Consider the following 17,358-nt stretch of genomic DNA (forward strand, 5'->3'; position numbering starts at 1 on the left):
CGGTCAACACGCAAGATTGTCGTGTCAATCTCGGGCTTGCACATGGTGCTGGCGGCGGGCGTGGTGTTCTGGCTCGTCCGAGCCCTGTTGGCCTTGGTGCCGCATCTGGCCCTGTTCTGGCCGATCAAGAAGATCGCGGCCGGGGCGGCCATGGCGGGGGCGACCGCCTATTGTGCCTTTTCCGGCTGGGACATCGCTGCCGAACGCAGCCTGATCATGACGCTCATCATGCTGGGGGCGATCCTCGTGGACCGTCCCGCCCTGTCTCTGCGCAACCTCGCGCTCGCAGCCCTGGTCTGCCTCGCGCGTGAGCCCGAAGCCCTGCTCGGCCCGAGTTTCCAGATGTCCTTCGGTGCCGTGGCGGGCCTCGTCGCCTGCGCACGGCTCATCGACGGAAGGCTGTTTCTCAGCCCTGGCGCGGGCCGGATCGGACGAATGGCAGGCCTCGTCGCACGGGGGATCGTCGGGACACTAACCACCACCCTCGTCGCACAAATCGCGACAGCCCCCTTCGCGACCTATCATTTCCAGACGGTTCAGCCCTTCGGCGTGCTCGGCAACGCCCTGACACTCCCCCTCGTGTCACTGGTGGTGATGCCCTGCGCCGTGCTCGGGACAGTGGCCTATCCCTTCGCCCTCGATCGCCCGGTCTGGTGGGTGATGGGGCAGGCGGTGGCCGGGATGCTCGCCATTTCCGAATGGATTGCCGGTTTCGGACGATCCGTGCTGGTGGTGCCTGCCTTCGGCACCGGGGCGCTGCTGCTGCTGGCGGCGGCACTCCTGCTTGCAACGCTACCCGCCTCACGCCTGCGCCGCTTAGCCCTCCTGCCGGCCCTGGCCGGGCTCGCCCTTGCAGCCTTTCCGCAGCGGCAGGACCTCTACGTCGATCGCCAGGGAACGGGCGCCGCCCTGCGGGGGGTGGACGGACAGCTCACCCTCCTCGGCAAGCCCTCGCGCTTCGTGCTGGAGCAATGGCTGAAAGCCGATGGCGACGATCGCCGCGCCGCCGACCTCCTCGCTATGTCCCCACCAGGCCACTGCGACCGCCTCGGCTGCACCGCCCATCTGCCGGATGGACGGGCGATCGCGCTGGTGAAGGACAGCCGCGCCTTCCCCGAGGACTGCGCCCGCGCGGCCATCGTCATCACAGCGCTGACGGCCCCGTCGGGTTGCGCAGCACCACTCGTCCTCGACCGGCGACGCCTATCCGATCAGGGCGCCGCCTCGCTGAGCCTGAGCGGCGGCTCGATCGCGCCGCTCCACGCCCATGCGTCCGGCCGCCATCCACCTTGGCGCCCCACCCCCGCGGGGAAGCCCGCCGAGGAGACGCCACCGGAGCCGGAACTCCCTCTCGATCAGTAGCGCCGAACGAGACTGACGAGGCGGCCCTGGATCCGCACCCGGTCCGGTCCAAGTACGCGGGTCTCGTAGGCCGGGTTCGCAGCTTCGAGGGCGATGGAGGAGCCGCGCCGACGAAGACGCTTGAGGGTCGCCTCCTCATCGTCGATCAGCGCGACGATGATGTCGCCGGTATTGGCGGTCTCCTGCTTGCGGATGACCACGAGGTCACCGTCGAGGATGCCGGCTTCAACCATCGAATCGCCCCGCACCTCCAGGGCGTAATGCTCGCCACCCGCCAGGAAGTCCGGCGACATGGTGACGGAGTGGCTCTGGTTCTGGATGGCGGCGATGGGCGTGCCCGCCGCGATCCGCCCCATGACGGGGATCGAGACTCCCCGGAATTCCTCGTAGGCCCGCGGCTGAGCCGGAGAAGGGGAAGCAGGGGGCTGCTTGGAGAGACCGCCCTCCACCACGCTCGGAGTGAATCGACGCGGCTCTGGCGCCGAGGCAGCAGCGGCCTCGGCGGCTTCCGGACCACGCCCGAGGGCATCCGGCAGGCGGATCACCTCGATCGCCCGCGCACGATTGGGAAGACGGCGCAGGAAGCCACGCTCCTCCAGGGCGGTGATCAGGCGGTGGATTCCGGATTTCGACTTGAGATCGAGGGCATCCTTCATCTCGTCGAACGAGGGCGGCACCCCACATTCCTGCATCCGCTGCTGGATGAAGCGCAGGAGGTCCAGCTGCTTACGCGTGAGCATGATAGGGTCTCGCAGAATGGCGGCAGGCGCGTTGAAACAAATCGCGAACACGTTAAGCGTTCCGCAAGTGTTCTGCAAGAGACAAGCTTGGCATTAAGGACAGGGGGCGGATTCTCGAAGTCGGCGGCGTGTCATCGCTCATTGGCGTGCCGCCGACTTGGTGGATTCCGGCGGCCAAGCCTCGGATCGTCGGCCGGGCTCACGGCTGCCGGGTGATCAGCACCTCGACACGACGGTTGCGCGCGCGGCCCTCCGGCGTCGCATTGTCGGTGATCGGCTCATCCGCGCCACGCCCGCCGACCGTGATCCGTCCGGTTTCCGACAGGGCAGGGCGGATCAGGGCGGCAACCGCTTCCGCGCGCGCAAGGGACAGCGCCTGATTGTCCCGGAAGGTCCGCGCCGACCGGATCGGTTGATCGTCCGTATAACCCACGATGCGCACTGGCCCCGGTTCGGCCTGAACCACGTCGGCAATCCGGTGCAGGATTCCAAGACTGGCCGGGATGACGTGCGGCTCGCCGGAGGCGAAGACGACGCCGTTGCTGATGCGCACGGCGATCCAACTTCCGAACGGCTCCACTGCCACGGATCCGGCGGCAATCTCCTCAGAGAGGGCCGCCCGGATCCGGTCCAGCTGACTTGGCTTCGAGCCAAGCGTCAGCGTGATCCGCGTTGGTACGTCGACCTTCGGTGGGGGCAACAACGACGGGAAGATAAGCGCCAGCAGACAGACAATACCCACAATCATGATGCTATAGAAACCGATCTGAAAATATCGATATCGTATATTCGCGCTCAACTGCCACTATATCCTATGCCAGTCGCTGGCGCCGACGATACCGCCAAAGAGACGAGCCGGGGACAGCCGACCCGTCTTCGCGCAATGTCAGCCTCTTATGCCTGCGCATCATCCATGTAATTTTTGTGACGTATCCCGCCGAAATTACTCAACCAATAGTATTAACTGTTATGCTTCTGAAACTTTACGTTGCCGACAATGTGAAATTCCATGCGGAACCTGCAGATTGCTCGCCAATCCGGCAACTCAGGGAGATATGTATGCTGATTTTCGTAACATGCTTTCGTCTTATAGACTATTCATTTGCCAAGTTTCGTCTAACAAATTTGATATATGAGGGCATCAACAAATTACACAACTATTGAGTCAAATATTTGCTTAGCAAATTGCTCGCGATAGCCTGATCGTCATAGCAATGTCATCGAACATGTACAGTGGGTTCGGAAAGGTAGGTGGGCAGCAATCAACGACAGTCAGCCAGTGCAGGAATCTCACACAACCTTCTCGGATCCGCGGATCGTCATCGGCGCGTCGGACTTCAATAGGGCCGGTGCTGAGTATAACTTGCGCGATACGCAGGAATACGAGGATCTTGAAGCCCGGCTGCACGCAATGGAGGCAGAGGGGCCTGCGGTTGTCGATTGGCCGGAAGTCACGCGCCTCTGCCTGTTCATCATAGGGAGCTACGGCAAGGACCTCGGGGTCGGCTGCTGGCTGGCTTACGCGCTGTTCCGGGTGGAGGGGTATCGCGGCTTAGCCGTCGGGCTTGGTCTCCTGCGGGAGATGATCGGCCGTCATTGGGCGACCATGCAGCCGCCCGTCTCGCGAAAGCGCGCACGGATCGGCGCCCTCGAATGGCTGGCGGGTCGCGCAGCGCACCTGTGCACGGTAGCGCCGCGCGAGGACGATGCGTCGGCCATCCTCTATGCCTTCGACTACGAGCCCTTCGAGACCTTCCGCCACGACCTGCCGGAGGCGACGGCTTCGCGGCCCTTCTTCAAGGAGCGCCTGCGGCCCGCGACGGTCGGGCGCGGGATCGACCATTTCCTCTCCTTCGTCACGCCGCATCCGCTGCCTGCAGGCGGGACGGGGGAGGTCGTCTCCGTCGCACTCACCTGCACCAACGGCAGCCTCGCCGAGCGCCTGAGCATCGGCATGATCGATCAGCCGACCTCGGAGACGCCCGCCACCGTGCGTTTCGCGAACGTGATGGGCGTGACCCCGCATACACCGCCGCCGGTGGGCGAAAGCCTGCTCTGGCGGCTGATCTCCAACTTGGCCCGCAACTTCTCTTCGCTAGCGGATGTCGGCGCCCTTCGGACCCTGATCGCGAGCTACGATTTCCGGGCGCTGCACGATCTCCAGGCCCACCGTCGGTTGGAACTGCTGCAGGAAGCGATCGAAGACTTCACGCATGACGCGGAGGATGCGGTGATCCTCGGCCATCCGATGCGCGTGCGCACGCTTCTCTGCACCGTGGCCGAAGACAAGATCGGCGGCGAAGCGGAACTCTTCCTGTTCGGCTCGGTGCTCGAACGGTTCTTCACCGTCTACGCCAGCGTGAACACGCTGCACCGCTTCACGATTCGCGGGCGGGACAGCAAGGTCGAGTACCGATGGAAGCCGCGCACGGGAACGGATCGCCCCCTGTGAGCGAGATCCCGCTCCCCAAGGCGAGCGACATCCCCTTCCTGGAACTGTGCCTCTGGCTGGAGAAGGTCTTCCCGCAACCGGGAGGACTCGGTTCGACCATCTCGCCCAGCCGGGAAACCGTACGCTTCCGCGCGAACCCGTCCTTGAGCTTCCCGGCCGAGGAGATCGCGGCGATCGGCCTGCCGCCGGAGCCGGGCGGGCCGGTGACGGTCACGGCCAACATGTTCGGGCTGCACGGCCCATCGTCGCCGCTGCCGCCCGCGCTCACCGAGCGGGTGATCCTTGCCGAGGATTCCGGCGCCCTGCGGGACTTCCTCGACCTCTTCAACCACAGGCTGCTCTCGCTCCTGTTCCTGATCTGGAAGCACTACCGGCATGGGCACCGCTACCAGCCGGGCGCCACGGATGCGATCTCGCGCGCGGTTGCAGCCCTGTTCGGCATGGAAACGGATAACCGGCGCACGGCTCGGCCCCTGCTCCTGCCCTATGCCGGCCTCCTCGCTCTCTCGAGCCGCTCCGCCTCCGTCATGTCCAGCATCGTCGGTGATCGGCTGGGCGTGCCCTGCGCGGTGGACGAGTTCGTCCCGCGGGAGATCCGCATCCCCGCAGACGCGCTCTGGTCCCTCGGCACGGCAACCTCCGCCCTCGGCCGAGACAGCGTCGCGGGCGAAACGATGGGCGACATCGCGGGTCGATTCCGGGTGCGCCTGGGCCCTCTCGACGCCGCGCGGTGCGATCAACTGTTGCCCGACGGCGAAGACTATCAATCCCTAGTTGAAATAATAAACCTGACCCTTCGTGATCCGATCGAGTGGGATTTGGCTTTTGTGCTGCACGACGGCGAGGCAAGACCCCTGGTTCTCGGGCAAACTCGCCTCGGTTGGACGGGATGGCTCGGGATTTCCACCGAAACACTGGTGGAATTCTGCGTTCAGCTTTGAAAATCGTCACTGTGACGTTGTCAGGCGGCGGGCAATTTCGCAGACAGCACGGAAGGGGCGAGCCCCGTACTCCCATGATTCCAGGACAAGGATGATGTTGCTGCTGATGGTCGTTTCACCTCACTGCAGCACGCTCGGCGATCGCGCGCGGCATGTCTTCGGCCCGGCCGGTGGCATGATCGGCCGCAGCGCCGAATGCGACTGGGTGCTGCCGGATGAGAAGCATCATCTGTCGGCCCGGCACGCGCGCATCGAGAATAACGGTCTCGGCTTCACGATCACCGATACGAGTACCAACGGCGTCTTCCTCAACCGGCGAGACATGCCCTTGGGGCGTCACCAGACGGCGCCGCTCATCCACGGCGATACGCTTTATCTCGCGGACTACGTGATCGAGGCCACCGTCACCGACCAGAAGGCGTTGGCTCCGTCCCCAGTGCCGAGGACGGACCGCCCGTTCGCCATCGTCTCCACGACCAGACCCGTCGCGCCCTTCGCCACGCGGGAGGCATGTCCCGAGGCGAAGGCGTTCTGGGACGAGCTCGGGGTTGCCGCCGCGCGCCTGCCGCCCGAGGCCAGGGAGCGCCTGTGGCGGGCGCTTGGCGCCGCCGTGCGCGAGGCAGCCTCCGTGCTCGCCACACTCGACCGGATGCCCGATCCGGCGATCATGCCGGGAACCGGCTTACGCATACAGGGCGATCCGCCGGATGAGGGGGCGGTCGGCCTGCCGGCGGAGGCGGCCGGCGCCATCGATCTGACGATCCGGCACTTCGTTCAAACCGAAATCATGCCCGCCGGAGCGCGTGCTCAGTGACGGGGACACGCCTTCGGCCCCCCGTTCCCCTACGGCGCGATCTGTGTCGCTGGCTGGTGGCCGGGATGGCGGCCCCATGGGTGAGCGCCTGCGCCTTGACCCCCGCCTCGGAGAAGACAACCTCGCTCGCCTTCACCCTCGATGCGGATGACGAGATCAACACCAACGAAAGCGACGTGCCGTCGCCGGTGGTGGCTCGACCCGTTCATGCGCGAGCGTGCCCATACGGAACGCACCCTGTCCCGGCGCAGCGACGTCTACCTGTTCCCGAAGGAGTTCGCGGCCATCGGCGCGGACAACCGCGCCGACCTGCGCGGGACCTGCTTCGCCTCAGCCAATCTCTATGGCGCCGACCTTGCCGACGCGCGTCTCACCGGCGCCGATCTCGCCGATGCCAATCTCGGCCGGACCCTCTTCGAGGTCGCAAGCGATGGTTGAGGATCTGCTCGCCCATCTCGCCCACGACCATCCCTACCAGGGTGGAACCCTCGACGGCGCCGTCCTCGCCGGGGCGAGGCTGACGGACGGAACGGTGCTGATGACCAGCCTCCGGGGCGTTGACTTCTCTCAGGCCCAGCTGACGCGGATGACCTTTAACGACTGCGACCTGACCGGTTGCCAGTTCGATGGGGCCAGCATCGACACCACTACCTTCGTCCGCTGCACCATGCCGGAGAGCATGTGGCGCGAGGCGCAACTGCACGGCGCGACCTTCACGGCCTGCGCCTTGGCGGGATCGTCCTTCGCCGCCGCCGAGCTCGACCGGCGCGACACTGCTCCGCTGCGACCTCGCCGCGGCGACGCTCGCCCGCTGCACCGCAGAGACATCAGCCTTTTTGGACTGTGCGCTCCACGGCATCGACCTATCCGGGGCGACACTCGTCAACGTGGCCTTCACCAAGGTCGACCTGCGCCGGGCGGTTCTCGCCGAACTCCGCTGCGACCTCGTTCTCCTCGCCGAGTGCGACCTCACCGATCGGGACCTGCGTGGGCTCACCCTGACGCGGATGAACCTGCTGAGGGCGAAACTCGACCGGGCGAACCTGTCAGGCGTCGATCTCACCGGCTCGGTCCTCGTGGAAGCGAGCCTCAGAGGCGCGACGTTGACGCGAGCCCGCGCATCGTCGGCCATCTTTGCAGGGGCGGACCTCAGCGGGGCGGATTTCACTGAGGCGCACCTCGACAACGCCGTGTTCCAGGAGGCCCGGGCGGCGGGGACGCGCTTCGACGCGGCGCAGCTTTCCTGCGCCGTGTTTCACCGTGCCGAGGCCGAAGCCGCGAGTTTCCGTGGGGGCCGGCTGGATTACGCGCAGTTCCACCATGCCGGCCTCGCCCAGGCGGATTTCAGCAACGCCCACTTCCTCCGCACCGATTTCCATTGCGCACGGACCGACGGCGCAACCTTCCACGGCCACCGCGGCACAAGGCTCGACACAGTGAGCGCACGTGCCGTCGGCGAACTCTACGATCCGAACGTCGTCCGGACGCTCGCCGCCAGGGTGTGAAGCGATGTCATTCTGGAACGCGAATGTCGGCGGCATGAACCTGGGCTGCATGGACGTGTGCAAGACGCCGATCGGCCCGATCCCGGTCCCGATCCCCTATGCCAACGTCGCCATGCTCCCCACCGCAGTCCCGAGCCAGTTCAAGGTGCTCGCGATGGGCAGCCCGGTTCACAACCTCAGCACCGTCATGCCGATGACGATGGGCGACAGCGCCGGTGTGCTGTTGGGCGTCGTGTCGGGGCTCGTCATGGGCCCTGCGGGCGCGATGATGGGATCGAACAATGTCTTCGTGTGCGGCCCCCCGGTCGCGAAGTTCGGGATGCCCGCGAAGCAGAACGGCCTGTCTCCCAACATCGTCGGGTCCACCATCGCCCCATCGCAAGTCAAGGTCATGGCGACCCGCTGAGGTGCATGCCGAGACAGGAGGTGCCAATGACGAACACGACACAGAACGACACCGGTCGGGCGGGGCGCCCCTTCCTCCGCCTGTTGCAACCGGAGCAACCGAACGCCCCGTTCAAGGACTCCTCCTATTTCCGCCTCGGCAGCTACGTGGCGTACAACAAGGAGGAGGATCCGCTGGTCACGCACTTGGCCACGACGCGAAGCAAGGTGTCGGGCGAGCCCGCGATGCAGGGGCAAAGCGCGGCAGATGGCGTCGACCTCATGGGCCCGGACTACTCCGCCTCCTTCGGCGCGCCATCGCCGGGAGCCCTTACTCTCGAAGCGATCCCGTCCGCTCCCATTGCGTCCTCGAACGACGGCGTCCTGCTCTACACCGACCACGACCTCAACGAGACCGTGGGCGGCGCCGTGCTGCAGAAGTATGGGCAGGGCCACGTCACCCAGGTCACCGATTGCGATTCGGCCTACTCCGTCCTGAACGGCAAGCACGATCTGTTCGCTCAGAATGGAATCAACATCCACGCCGGCACGAAGGCAGCTCCCAGCAACATCCATATCGTTGCGGAAGGTCATATGACCCAGGTCGCCTACGGGGATCTCAAAGGAAAGGTCTCAGGAAATACGCATAAAGTATATATGGGAGCAAAATCTGACGAATTTCTTGGACTTAAATCAACGCTGATGGTTGGCGCTGAAAGCGTAGTGAAACTATCAGCATCAAGTACGATAACAGTTGGCCTTGAGCGATCCATAAGGCTCGGAGGACGCGTCACTCTCACAATCTCGATCGATGAGAATTTCACGTTTGGCAGGCAGGAAAATACTATAGTAGGCGTGAAAAAAGACGCAATAATTGGAACCGAATTCAAATCTAATGTCGGTGACACATTCAAGAGAGTGTCGGGCCTCGATCAAAAATATGGCAACAATGATCAAAAATTCTTGACCGGCAGCGACATCAAAGTTGTCGACCAAACCGATTTGAAATTTACGAATAGAAGCATATCTATCAACAATATGTCTATAACAAAGAACCATACAGATCTCGAAAAATCGGATTACAAAGACTCAAAGAAAGAGATCGAGACAAAAGCTGGAAAGCTTCTCTCGGAAAAGGTCGACGCGATAAAGAGCGTCCAAGCTGGGATGACGATGTTCCTATGACCGCCCGCCGACTGCACCGCGCGGCACCGGCCGCCATCGTCAGCTCGATCGCCCGTGCCACGGTCATCGCGATCTCCGAAACCGGAGAAAGGCTCGATTTGAACGAGGACGGGCAGCTCCGGTCCGCGGGGATCGCGTTCGGCTGCCTCATCCGCCCCCGGCCCGGCGACTCCGTGCTTGTGCTCCGGGAGGGTGGGGAAAGCGTCGTGCTGCAGGTGCTCCAGCGAGACGGTTCCACCGGGGCGGTCCTGGCGCTGCCCGGCGACGGGGCGATGGCCGTCGAGGGTGAAACGCTGACGCTGACCGGCCGTCGCCACCTCAGGCTCACGGGCGACAGGCTCGATCTCCAGGGACGCAGCCTCGCGCTCATGGCTGAGACGACGACCTGGCTCGGCAAGGCCATCACCGGCGTCGTCGAGCGCTTCACCCTTTCGGCCCGCCGTCACGAAACCAGCGTCGAAACGATGATCGAGAGAGCGGGCGATCGTACGGCCATCGTGGATGGCACGGACTCGCTGCGGGCGGAGACACACCTCGTGAAGGTCACCGGGATCGCCAGCGAGACGGCGCAGAGCAAGGTCGTCGCGGTCGCGGAGGATCTGCGGATGGACGGCAAGCGCATCTCCATGGGCTGAGCGAAACCCGTGACGAACGTTTCAACCGAGGAAGCGGCGCGGCAGAGCGAACGGCTCGCGGCGGCGGGCCGGTTCCTGGCGGCCGGGCGTGCCGAGGAGGCCGCCGCACTGATCGAGGCGGCGCTCGCCGCGTGCCCGGACGACCCCGACGCCTTGAACGCCTATGGTAGCCTCCTGCTGCTCCGCGGAGATCTCACGCGGGCAAACGACGTCCTCGGCGGCGCCGCCACCGCGTTTTCGACCCATGCGGGCCTCTGCGCCAACCTCGGCGCGGCGCATCAGATGGCAGGGCGTCACGCCGAGGCACGGCACTGCCTGCAGCGTGCCGCTGCGCTGGCGCCTGAGGCGGAGGCTCCCCTCCTGTCTCTCGCGCGGGCGCGGCTCCTGGCGGGCGATACGGTCGAGGCGGAAGAGGCTGCCGTCGCTGCCCTGGCCCGAAACCCCGAGAACGCGGAGGCGATCGGGCTCCTCGGACTCATCGCACTGACGCGGGGCGGCCATGCCGACGCGGAGCGACTCATTCGAGAAGCGTTGGAACGCGGGGCGGAGGATCCCGTCCTCATGCGGGGCCTGTCGATCTGCTGCCTGCGCCAGGGGGCGGCGGGCGAGGCTTTGGCGCTAGCCGAACGCGCATGGCTGGCAGAACCTCTGGACCGCGACGGCCTCGAGCATCTCGCCCGCTGCCAAGCCGAGGCCGGGCGCCTCGCGGAGGCTGAGGCGACGTGCACCAAGCTCCTGGCCTTCGCCCCGAATCTCGTGGGCGCGCGCGAACTCCTGGCCCGCATCCGTCTCGCGCAAGGTGAACCGGAGGGGGCGCTCGCCGACCTCACGGCGTTCGCGAAGGCCAATCCTGGCTCCACCGCCGCCTTGAACGCCCTGGCCGGTACCGCCCGACAAAGCGGGCGGCTCGCCGAGGCCGATGCTTTGTGCCGCGAGATCCTGCGGCGCGAGCCGGATCACTCGACGGCCCTGAAACTGTCGGAGGATATCGCCCTGGCGCAAGGCCGCTTTCCGCCGCGTTCGGAGAGCGCGTTGCCGGACGGCGTCCGCATCAGCGTGCCACCGGACATGGTAGCCGGCGAGTTCATCCTGCTCAGCCGCTTCCTGCCCGCGCTGGCAGGCGAAGACGGCCGGGTGAGATTGCACGCGCAGGAGCACTTCCTGCCGCTCGCCGCCCACCTGCCGGTCGGCTTCGAAGAAGGGCCCCCACAGCCCGGCGAGGCGACCCTGCCGCTTTTCAGCGTGCTGCGGTGCTTCGACATCGACGGCGACTGGCTCGCGGACCCGCAGCCCTACCTGACGGCGGACGCCGCGCTCGCGGCACGCTGGCTTCACGCGTTGCAGGAGCACCCGCGCCCCTGGATCGGTTTCACATGGAGCCTCGACGTGCGTGGCTTCAGGATGGACGACGTTCGTGCTGCCATTCCCCCCGGCGCGACCCCCGTGAGCCTGATGATGGGGGAGGGACGGCACGCCCTCGCGCGCTGGTCCGAGGCCATTGATGCGGGGGTTCGCCTCGTGGGCTTCGCCGACATGATCGCGGCGATCGCCTGCCTCGATTACGTCATCGGGCCAGACACCGCCGCAACGCATCTGGCGGGCGCCCTCGGGGTGCCGGGGATGGCGGCGGTCGGCGCGCATCAGCCCTGGCACTGGGCGAGCCGAGGCGAGCGGGCGCTCTGGTACCCGACGTTGCGCGTCGCGCGGCAAACGCGGCCGGGGGACTGGTCCGCCGTTGTCGCGACACTGCGCGCCGCCTGCACGTCCATCGTAGCAGAAGTCAGCGCCCCCGCAGAATTGCAACCGGCGATGGCAAGCTCCTGATCCTGCGATGAAGACGCGGCGTCGCGCGTTGACCGGCAAGCGGACGGGGCGCTAACCCATCGGCCCGGCGCGGTTCGTCCATGGGATCGGACCGCCGAAGGAGAGATCATCCATGCGTGTCACTGCCCGAGTCGTGCTGCTCTGCCTCTCGCCTCTCCTTGCCGGCGGTGCGGCTGCCGAGGATTTCACCGCAGGCTCGCTCAAGATCGGCCCACCCTGGTCGCGGGCGACGCCGAACGGCGCCAAGGTCGCGGGCGGCTATCTCACCGTCACCAACACTGGCAACGAACCCGATACCTTGACCGGTGGCACCTTCGCACAGGCGGGCAGTGTCGAGATCCACTCCATGTCGATGGAGGGCGGCGTGATGAAGATGGCTCCCGTCGAGAACGGCCTCGTCATCAAGCCGGGCGAGACGGTGACGCTCAAGCCGGGCGGTCTCCACCTCATGTTCCTCGGTCTGAAGGATCCCCTCAAGAAGGGCGAGAGCGTGAAGGGCAGCCTTTCCTTCGCCAAGGCTGGTTCCGTGCCGGTGTCGTTCACGGTAGAGGCCCTGGCCGCCAAGGCACCCGGCGGTGCCGCGCCGGAAGCCGGACATAGCGGATCCCACCATCACTGAGCGGCAAGCTCGAAATCACAACTTTCAGTCAGTATCAAAGTAAACTTGCAATCTATACGGCTGTAATGGTCTAGATTGTATCGTACAATATTATCTTGGCGGCGCAGAAACTCTGGGTTAGAGCACATTCGATCCGTGTGGGCCGGTCAATGGCTCGCCCGGATCGAATGCAGTCACGGAGCAATCGCCGCGATGGTCGAACCGGCCCCCGCCCGTCCGGGCCTCTTCGTCGCCACCCCCGTCTACGGGGCGGCTTGCTACATGCCCTACGTGACGGGGCTTCTGTCCCTTCAGCGGGCCTGTGCGGAAGCTGGCATCGCGTTCGAGTACTTCTATGTGAGTGGCACGGCGCTGCTGCACGAGCACCGCAACGTCGCCGCGGCCGCCTTCCTGAATCACACCGACCTGTCGCATATGCTCTACATCGACGCCGACATCGGCTTCGAGGGGGTCGATATCGTACGGATGTTCGCCGAGCAGCGGGACGTCGTGCTGGGGCCCTATCCCGCCAAGCACATCAACTGGACGGCGATCATCGAGAGCGCGCGCCAGAGGCCCGATCTAACGCCTCGGGAAATCGCGCTGCACATGGCCGATTACAGCACGAACTTCTACGGTCTCGGCGACAACTCGAGCTTCAGCGGGGATAGACTGAACGAGATCCATGGCGGCGGAGCTGGGTTGATGATGATCGCGCGCTCCGCCCTGATCAGCATGGACGCAGCCTATCCGATGGCGCGGAGCCGGTTCCCCGACGCCTACCGGCACCTCGTCCCGAACGTCGAGACGCTGGTCGAATTCTTCGGCTTCGACCGCGAGCCGGACGGGCGCCTCCTCTCGGAAGATTTGACCTTCTGTAAGCGGTGGCGGGATATCGGCGGTCGGGTCTACGCGGCCCCGTGGGTGCGCACGACTCATGTCGGCCCGTTCTATTTCCAGGGCGATCTGCCTGCTCTGCTCAATCCGAGGTCGCCGGCCCCATCCGCTCCGGCGCCCGACGGTCCGATCGTCGTCCCGGAGGCGACCCTCAACACCGATCCGGCGGAAGCCCTCATGAAGCGCCGCCGTCCCGGCAAGGCCTCCAAGACGGCTCGCACCAACGAGGAAGCAGAACCCGTCTAGCGCGCCATTCGGCGGACACGGCTTTCGGATCTCAGCGCGGCTCGGCGGGGGCGACGGCGACGCGGTCGAACCCACCGAGACGATAGATGAGGGCGGAAAGCAGCCACGCGGCGGCGAACAGGCCGACGATGGCGAAGCCCAGCACGCCGAAATGGTCGTTGACGGCTCCGACCCAGCGCCAGAAGCTGCCATCGAGGCCGAGCTTGTCGCCGATGAGGTTCAAGGCCTCCAGGCTCCCGATTCCTAGGGCCACGACCACCGAAAGCGCCGTGATGGTGAGGTTGTAAAACAGGCGCCGCATGGGCTGCACGGTGGCCCATCGATAGGCGCCGAGCATCAGCACGCCGTCGGCGGTGTCGACGAGCGCCATTCCAGCCGTGAACAGGGCAGGGAAGACGAGGATCGACCAGGGGTCGGCTCCGCGGCTCGCCTCAGCCGCCGAGAGGCCGAACAGGCTCACCTCCGTGGCGGTGTCGAAGCCGAGGGCGAAGAGGAAGCCCAGCGGGTACATGTGCCAGGACCGCGTGATGAGGCGGAACAGCGGGCGCAGCAAGCGGGCGAGAAAGCCCTGACCGGCGAGCATCCCGTCGAGGTCGGCCTCCACGTAGCGCCCGGTGCGGCGCACCTGCCGGAAGCTGCGCCACACGCCGAGCAGCACCACGAGATTCACCAGTCCGATCACGATGAGGAAGCCGGCAGACACACTGGTCCCGATGAGATTGCCGAGTCGCCGGAACTCGTCGGAGGCGGTGAGCAGGCTGGTCGTCGCGAGGGCCACGGCGGCAGCGGCCGCGACCACCACGGTGGAATGGCCGAGCGCGAACCACAGGCCCACCGAGACCGGACGCTGCCCGGCCTGCATCAGCTTGCGCGTCACGTTGTCGATGGCGGCGATATGGTCGGGATCGACGGCGTGGCGAAGGCCGAACACGTAAGCGAGCAGGGCGGTCGAAAGCAGGGTGGGATTGTCCGCGAATGCGGTCAAGCCCAGAGCCACGCTCCCGCATTCGCGGCGAGCAGCAGAACGGCCAGGATGGCGATCCGCCGGCTGAGGCGGGATGTCTCGGAGGGAGAAGGGACCACTGTCACCCGTCTGACCGGAGGGAGGCGTCGCCGCGTAGATAGGGCGCCTGGACCCCGGCGGCCCGTAGCGCCGCCCGAAGGTAGCGATTGCGCAAGCCCGGTCCAGGGGGAGGAGCAGATCCCGCTTCGGCGGCGCGCTTCACGGCCACGAGGGCGGGATCGCCCCATCTGTCCAGGAGCGCCTGGAACGCGTCGTGCCGCATCCGCTCGAAGGGGATCGTCCGGCCCTGCGCATCCTTGCACGGATGCGGCGGGTGGAGCGCGCCGCAAGGAACATACCCCTCCGGGATCGGCGCCGTCGCGGGATGGGTGCGCCTGGCACGCAGAACCTGCTTCTCGATGAAGACCCGCTTGTCCCTCGGTGCGTCCTCAGGCTGCGGATAGACCTCGATCCGCCCGATGCGCGTGAGGAAGACGACCGGCTGATCCGCGATCGCCTGCGCCAGCTTCGGCTCATTCCTCGCCCGCAGCAACGCGAGGAGGGCCGGATCGGACACACGCAGACAGGCGTCTACGGCGCGCAGGCCGAGGCCGAGATCGAACAGGATCGCTTGGCGGTCCTCCTCTCGTGCGGCCTCCCGATCAGGCCCGAGTTCGGTAAAGGCGTCCCGCCCCGCCATGGCGCATGCTTCCTCCGGCAGGCACAGGGCGACCGCATGGCTCCAGCCGGAGACGAAGGCCGTCTCGTAGGCCAGCGGACGCAACTCGGGGCAGGGGGTAAGGACGATCGCCCCCCGGCGCGTGACGTGTCCGAGACGGCCATCCCGCACCGGCGTCACAGCTTCACCGGAATCGCGCCGGAATTGTGCGAGGGCCCCGAAGCTGCCGAAGGTCCAGCCGGTCCCGGAATCCTCCAGCGCCCCTCGCAGCAGCGCATGCGCCGCGGCGTCCCTCGCCTCGTGCGCCGTCTGCCTCACTCGGCGGCGGCGCGGACGGGCGCAGAGGCAGCGGTCTCGTCGTCGAGGTCGCGGTTGCGGGTCTCTGGCAGGAACATCGCGGCGATCGTGCCGATGAGGCTGAAGGCGGCGAGGTAGTAGGCCGGGGCGAGCCGGTCCCCCGTGGTGGTGACGAGCCAGTTGATGATGAAGTTGGTGCTGCCGCCGAAGATCGAGACCGAGAGGGCGTAGACCAAGGCGAGCCCGGTGCTGCGCACCGAGCGCGGCAACGATTCGGGAATGCCGACGATGATCGCGGCGGCGTTGATCGAGGACAGCGCCGAAAGCAGGAACGTGACGGCGAAGATCGCGGCCGGGCCTGGGGCGTGCAGCAGCCAGAGGAAGGCCGGTACGGCCAGGACGAGGATCGCGGCCCGGGGCCAGATCATGACCGGACGGCGTCCATACCGGTCCGCAAGCCAGCCCCCGAGGAGCGGGAAGCCCACCGAGGCGAGGCCGAGGGCGATCGGCACCGCCGTGGCGACGGTCGTGCTCAGGCCGAGCGTCGCCCCGGCATAGACCGGCATGTTCGTCCCCACCGCATTCGAGACCGTGGAGGCCGCGATGACGAGGAAGGTGAGTGCCAGAAGCCGCCCGTGGTCGCGCAGCAGACGCCGGACGACTTCCCAGGCGGAGCCGGCGGCTGTCGGATCCTCCCCTTCGCCTGCCGTCTCGGGCAAATGGCTCCGGATGACGAGGCCGACCGGGACCACGGCGAGCCCGAGCAGAAACATCACGCGCCAGCCCCATTCCGCCATGGCAGCCTCGCCGATGGCGAAGGCCAGGATCGTGGCGACGAGGCCGGCGAAGAGCGCGGCGCAGCCCTGGCTCGCAATCTGCCAACTCGTGACGAAGCCGCGGTGCCGGGGCGGCGCGGCTTCGAGGAGATAGGCGGTCGAGGGGCCAACCTCCCCGCCCAACGCGAGCCCCTGGATCAATCGTCCGGCGATGACGATCACCTGCGCCCAACCGCCGATCTGCGCGTAGCTGGGGCAGGCGGCCAGCATCAGCATGCCGATGGCCATGAGGGCGATGGTCACGAGCATCGCGGGCTTGCGGCCCGCGCGATCGGCCAGCGCGCCGATCACGGCGCCGCCTATGGGCCGCATGACGTAGCCGACACCGAACAGGGCCAGCGAGGCGAGCAAACTGTGGCTGGCATCCGTGGCGGGAAAGAACGCCTCGCCGATCGCCTTCGCGAAGAAGGCGTAGACGGTGAAATCGTAGAATTCGAGGGCGTTGCCGAGGACGACGGCCCCCACGGCCTTGCGGTCGAGATCAGTCCGCTGAGCGGCGGCCGGCTTGGGGACGGACGGCTTGGGGGCGGCGGGCTTGGCCAGATCCATGCGGCAGACGCTCCGGCCCGTTCGGCGCCGGAGCCGCACGGCCCGATCCCATCCGACGGGGTCACGGCGACTTAGCGCAAGCTCTGCAAAAAGGGAGGGTGCCCCCACGCGGGCGTCGTGTTCGTTGCCATCGGAAAGAAGCGCACGAAGAGGCTGGACAGGAGCCTCGGCACCCCCTATACCCCCGCCGTCCGCAGCCGAAACGGCCCGCGTCGACGCCCAGGTAGCTCAGTTGGTAGAGCATGCGACTGAAAATCGCAGTGTCGGTGGTTCGATTCCGCCCCTGGGCACCATCAGTTCGCTAATCGGCTGATCCCAAGCCAAAGACCTTATCTTTAGAGCAATATTGGCGCCTGTCCTTAGTCAGGCGTTACTTGCGATTGCGCGATCGCCGCCTCTGCTCGCTACAAC

15 protein-coding genes, 1 tRNA gene and 2 pseudogenes are annotated in these 17,358 nt (G+C 66.2%); 13 read left to right on the plus strand and 5 right to left on the minus strand.

The window, feature by feature from the left end:
* Positions 1-18 precede the first annotated feature (18 nt).
* A pseudogene (locus ACFQE0_RS17675) lies at positions 19-1,362 on the plus strand (ComEC/Rec2 family competence protein); the annotation flags it as partial.
* On the opposite strand, the gene lexA reads toward ACFQE0_RS17675, so the two are convergent.
* Positions 1,356-2,102 carry a transcriptional repressor LexA gene (gene lexA, locus ACFQE0_RS17680; RefSeq protein WP_378971975.1) on the minus strand — a complete coding sequence of 249 codons (747 nt, stop codon included), beginning with the start codon at positions 2,100-2,102 and terminating at the stop codon, positions 1,356-1,358. The pseudogene ACFQE0_RS17675 and the gene lexA sit on opposite strands and share 7 nt — an antisense overlap.
* A gap of 199 nt (positions 2,103-2,301) precedes the next feature.
* Entirely contained in the window at positions 2,302-2,901 is a 600-nt protein-coding gene (locus ACFQE0_RS17685; protein ID WP_378971978.1) for an OmpA family protein, read from the minus strand.
* A gap of 564 nt (positions 2,902-3,465) precedes the next feature.
* On the opposite strand from ACFQE0_RS17685, the gene ACFQE0_RS17690 reads away from it, so the two are divergent.
* The 11 genes from ACFQE0_RS17690 to ACFQE0_RS17745 all read left to right on the plus strand — a co-directional run bounded on the left by ACFQE0_RS17690 (position 3,466) and on the right by ACFQE0_RS17745 (position 13,583).
* Positions 3,466-4,554, plus strand: coding sequence for a type VI secretion system baseplate subunit TssF (locus ACFQE0_RS17690; protein WP_378971980.1), 1,089 nt, complete (start codon positions 3,466-3,468; stop codon positions 4,552-4,554).
* Positions 4,551-5,495, plus strand: a complete 945-nt coding sequence (gene tssG, locus ACFQE0_RS17695) for a type VI secretion system baseplate subunit TssG (RefSeq protein WP_378971982.1) — start codon at positions 4,551-4,553, stop codon at positions 5,493-5,495. Before ACFQE0_RS17690 ends, tssG begins: the two co-directional genes overlap by 4 nt.
* A 106-nt stretch (positions 5,496-5,601) precedes the next feature.
* Complete coding sequence (locus tag ACFQE0_RS17700; protein WP_378971984.1) at positions 5,602-6,309, plus strand: type VI secretion system-associated FHA domain protein; 708 nt, start codon at positions 5,602-5,604, stop codon at positions 6,307-6,309.
* Between the two features lie 207 nt (positions 6,310-6,516).
* On the plus strand, positions 6,517-6,747 hold the full coding sequence (locus tag ACFQE0_RS17705) for a pentapeptide repeat-containing protein (protein WP_378971987.1): 231 nt from the start codon (positions 6,517-6,519) through the stop codon (positions 6,745-6,747).
* A 398-nt stretch (positions 6,748-7,145) separates the two neighbouring features.
* A complete protein-coding gene (locus tag ACFQE0_RS17715) occupies positions 7,146-7,814 on the plus strand; it encodes a pentapeptide repeat-containing protein (RefSeq protein WP_378971989.1) in 669 nt (222 codons plus the stop codon).
* Between the two features lie 4 nt (positions 7,815-7,818).
* Positions 7,819-8,220 (plus strand): DUF4150 domain-containing protein, encoded by a 402-nt coding sequence (locus ACFQE0_RS17720; RefSeq protein ID WP_378971992.1) that lies wholly within the window; start codon positions 7,819-7,821, stop codon positions 8,218-8,220.
* A 26-nt stretch (positions 8,221-8,246) separates the two neighbouring features.
* Positions 8,247-9,383, plus strand: coding sequence for a hypothetical protein (locus ACFQE0_RS17725; protein WP_378971994.1), 1,137 nt, complete (start codon positions 8,247-8,249; stop codon positions 9,381-9,383).
* On the plus strand, positions 9,380-10,018 hold the full coding sequence (locus ACFQE0_RS17730; protein WP_378971997.1) for a DUF3540 domain-containing protein: 639 nt from the start codon (positions 9,380-9,382) through the stop codon (positions 10,016-10,018). The genes ACFQE0_RS17725 and ACFQE0_RS17730 overlap by 4 nt, the downstream gene beginning before the upstream one ends.
* Before the next feature lie 9 nt (positions 10,019-10,027).
* Positions 10,028-11,842, plus strand: a complete 1,815-nt coding sequence (locus ACFQE0_RS17735) for a tetratricopeptide repeat protein (protein ID WP_378971999.1) — start codon at positions 10,028-10,030, stop codon at positions 11,840-11,842.
* Positions 11,843-11,954: 112 nt separating this feature from the next.
* Positions 11,955-12,461 carry a copper chaperone PCu(A)C gene (locus ACFQE0_RS17740; protein WP_378972002.1) on the plus strand — a complete coding sequence of 169 codons (507 nt, stop codon included), beginning with the start codon at positions 11,955-11,957 and terminating at the stop codon, positions 12,459-12,461.
* 192 nt (positions 12,462-12,653) lie between these two features.
* Positions 12,654-13,583 (plus strand): hypothetical protein, encoded by a 930-nt coding sequence (locus tag ACFQE0_RS17745; protein WP_378972004.1) that lies wholly within the window; start codon positions 12,654-12,656, stop codon positions 13,581-13,583.
* 31 nt (positions 13,584-13,614) lie between these two features.
* Here ACFQE0_RS17745 and ACFQE0_RS17750 read toward each other — a convergent pair.
* The 3 genes and pseudogenes from ACFQE0_RS17750 to ACFQE0_RS17760 form a co-directional block, all read right to left on the minus strand.
* Positions 13,615-14,672 (minus strand): annotated as a pseudogene (locus ACFQE0_RS17750) (HoxN/HupN/NixA family nickel/cobalt transporter).
* On the minus strand, positions 14,669-15,583 hold the full coding sequence (locus ACFQE0_RS17755; protein WP_378972007.1) for a DUF6925 family protein: 915 nt from the start codon (positions 15,581-15,583) through the stop codon (positions 14,669-14,671). Before ACFQE0_RS17755 ends, ACFQE0_RS17750 begins: the two are co-directional and overlap by 4 nt.
* Positions 15,580-16,947, minus strand: coding sequence for an MFS transporter (locus tag ACFQE0_RS17760; protein ID WP_378972009.1), 1,368 nt, complete (start codon positions 16,945-16,947; stop codon positions 15,580-15,582). The genes ACFQE0_RS17755 and ACFQE0_RS17760 overlap by 4 nt, the downstream gene beginning before the upstream one ends.
* Before the next feature lie 217 nt (positions 16,948-17,164).
* Here ACFQE0_RS17760 and ACFQE0_RS17765 point away from each other — a divergent pair.
* Positions 17,165-17,240: transfer RNA gene (locus tag ACFQE0_RS17765), tRNA-Phe, on the plus strand.
* Positions 17,241-17,358: the final 118 nt, after the last annotated feature.

The organism is Methylobacterium komagatae (assembly GCF_042661665.1).
Classification (GTDB): Bacteria; Pseudomonadota; Alphaproteobacteria; order Rhizobiales; family Beijerinckiaceae; genus Methylobacterium; species Methylobacterium komagatae.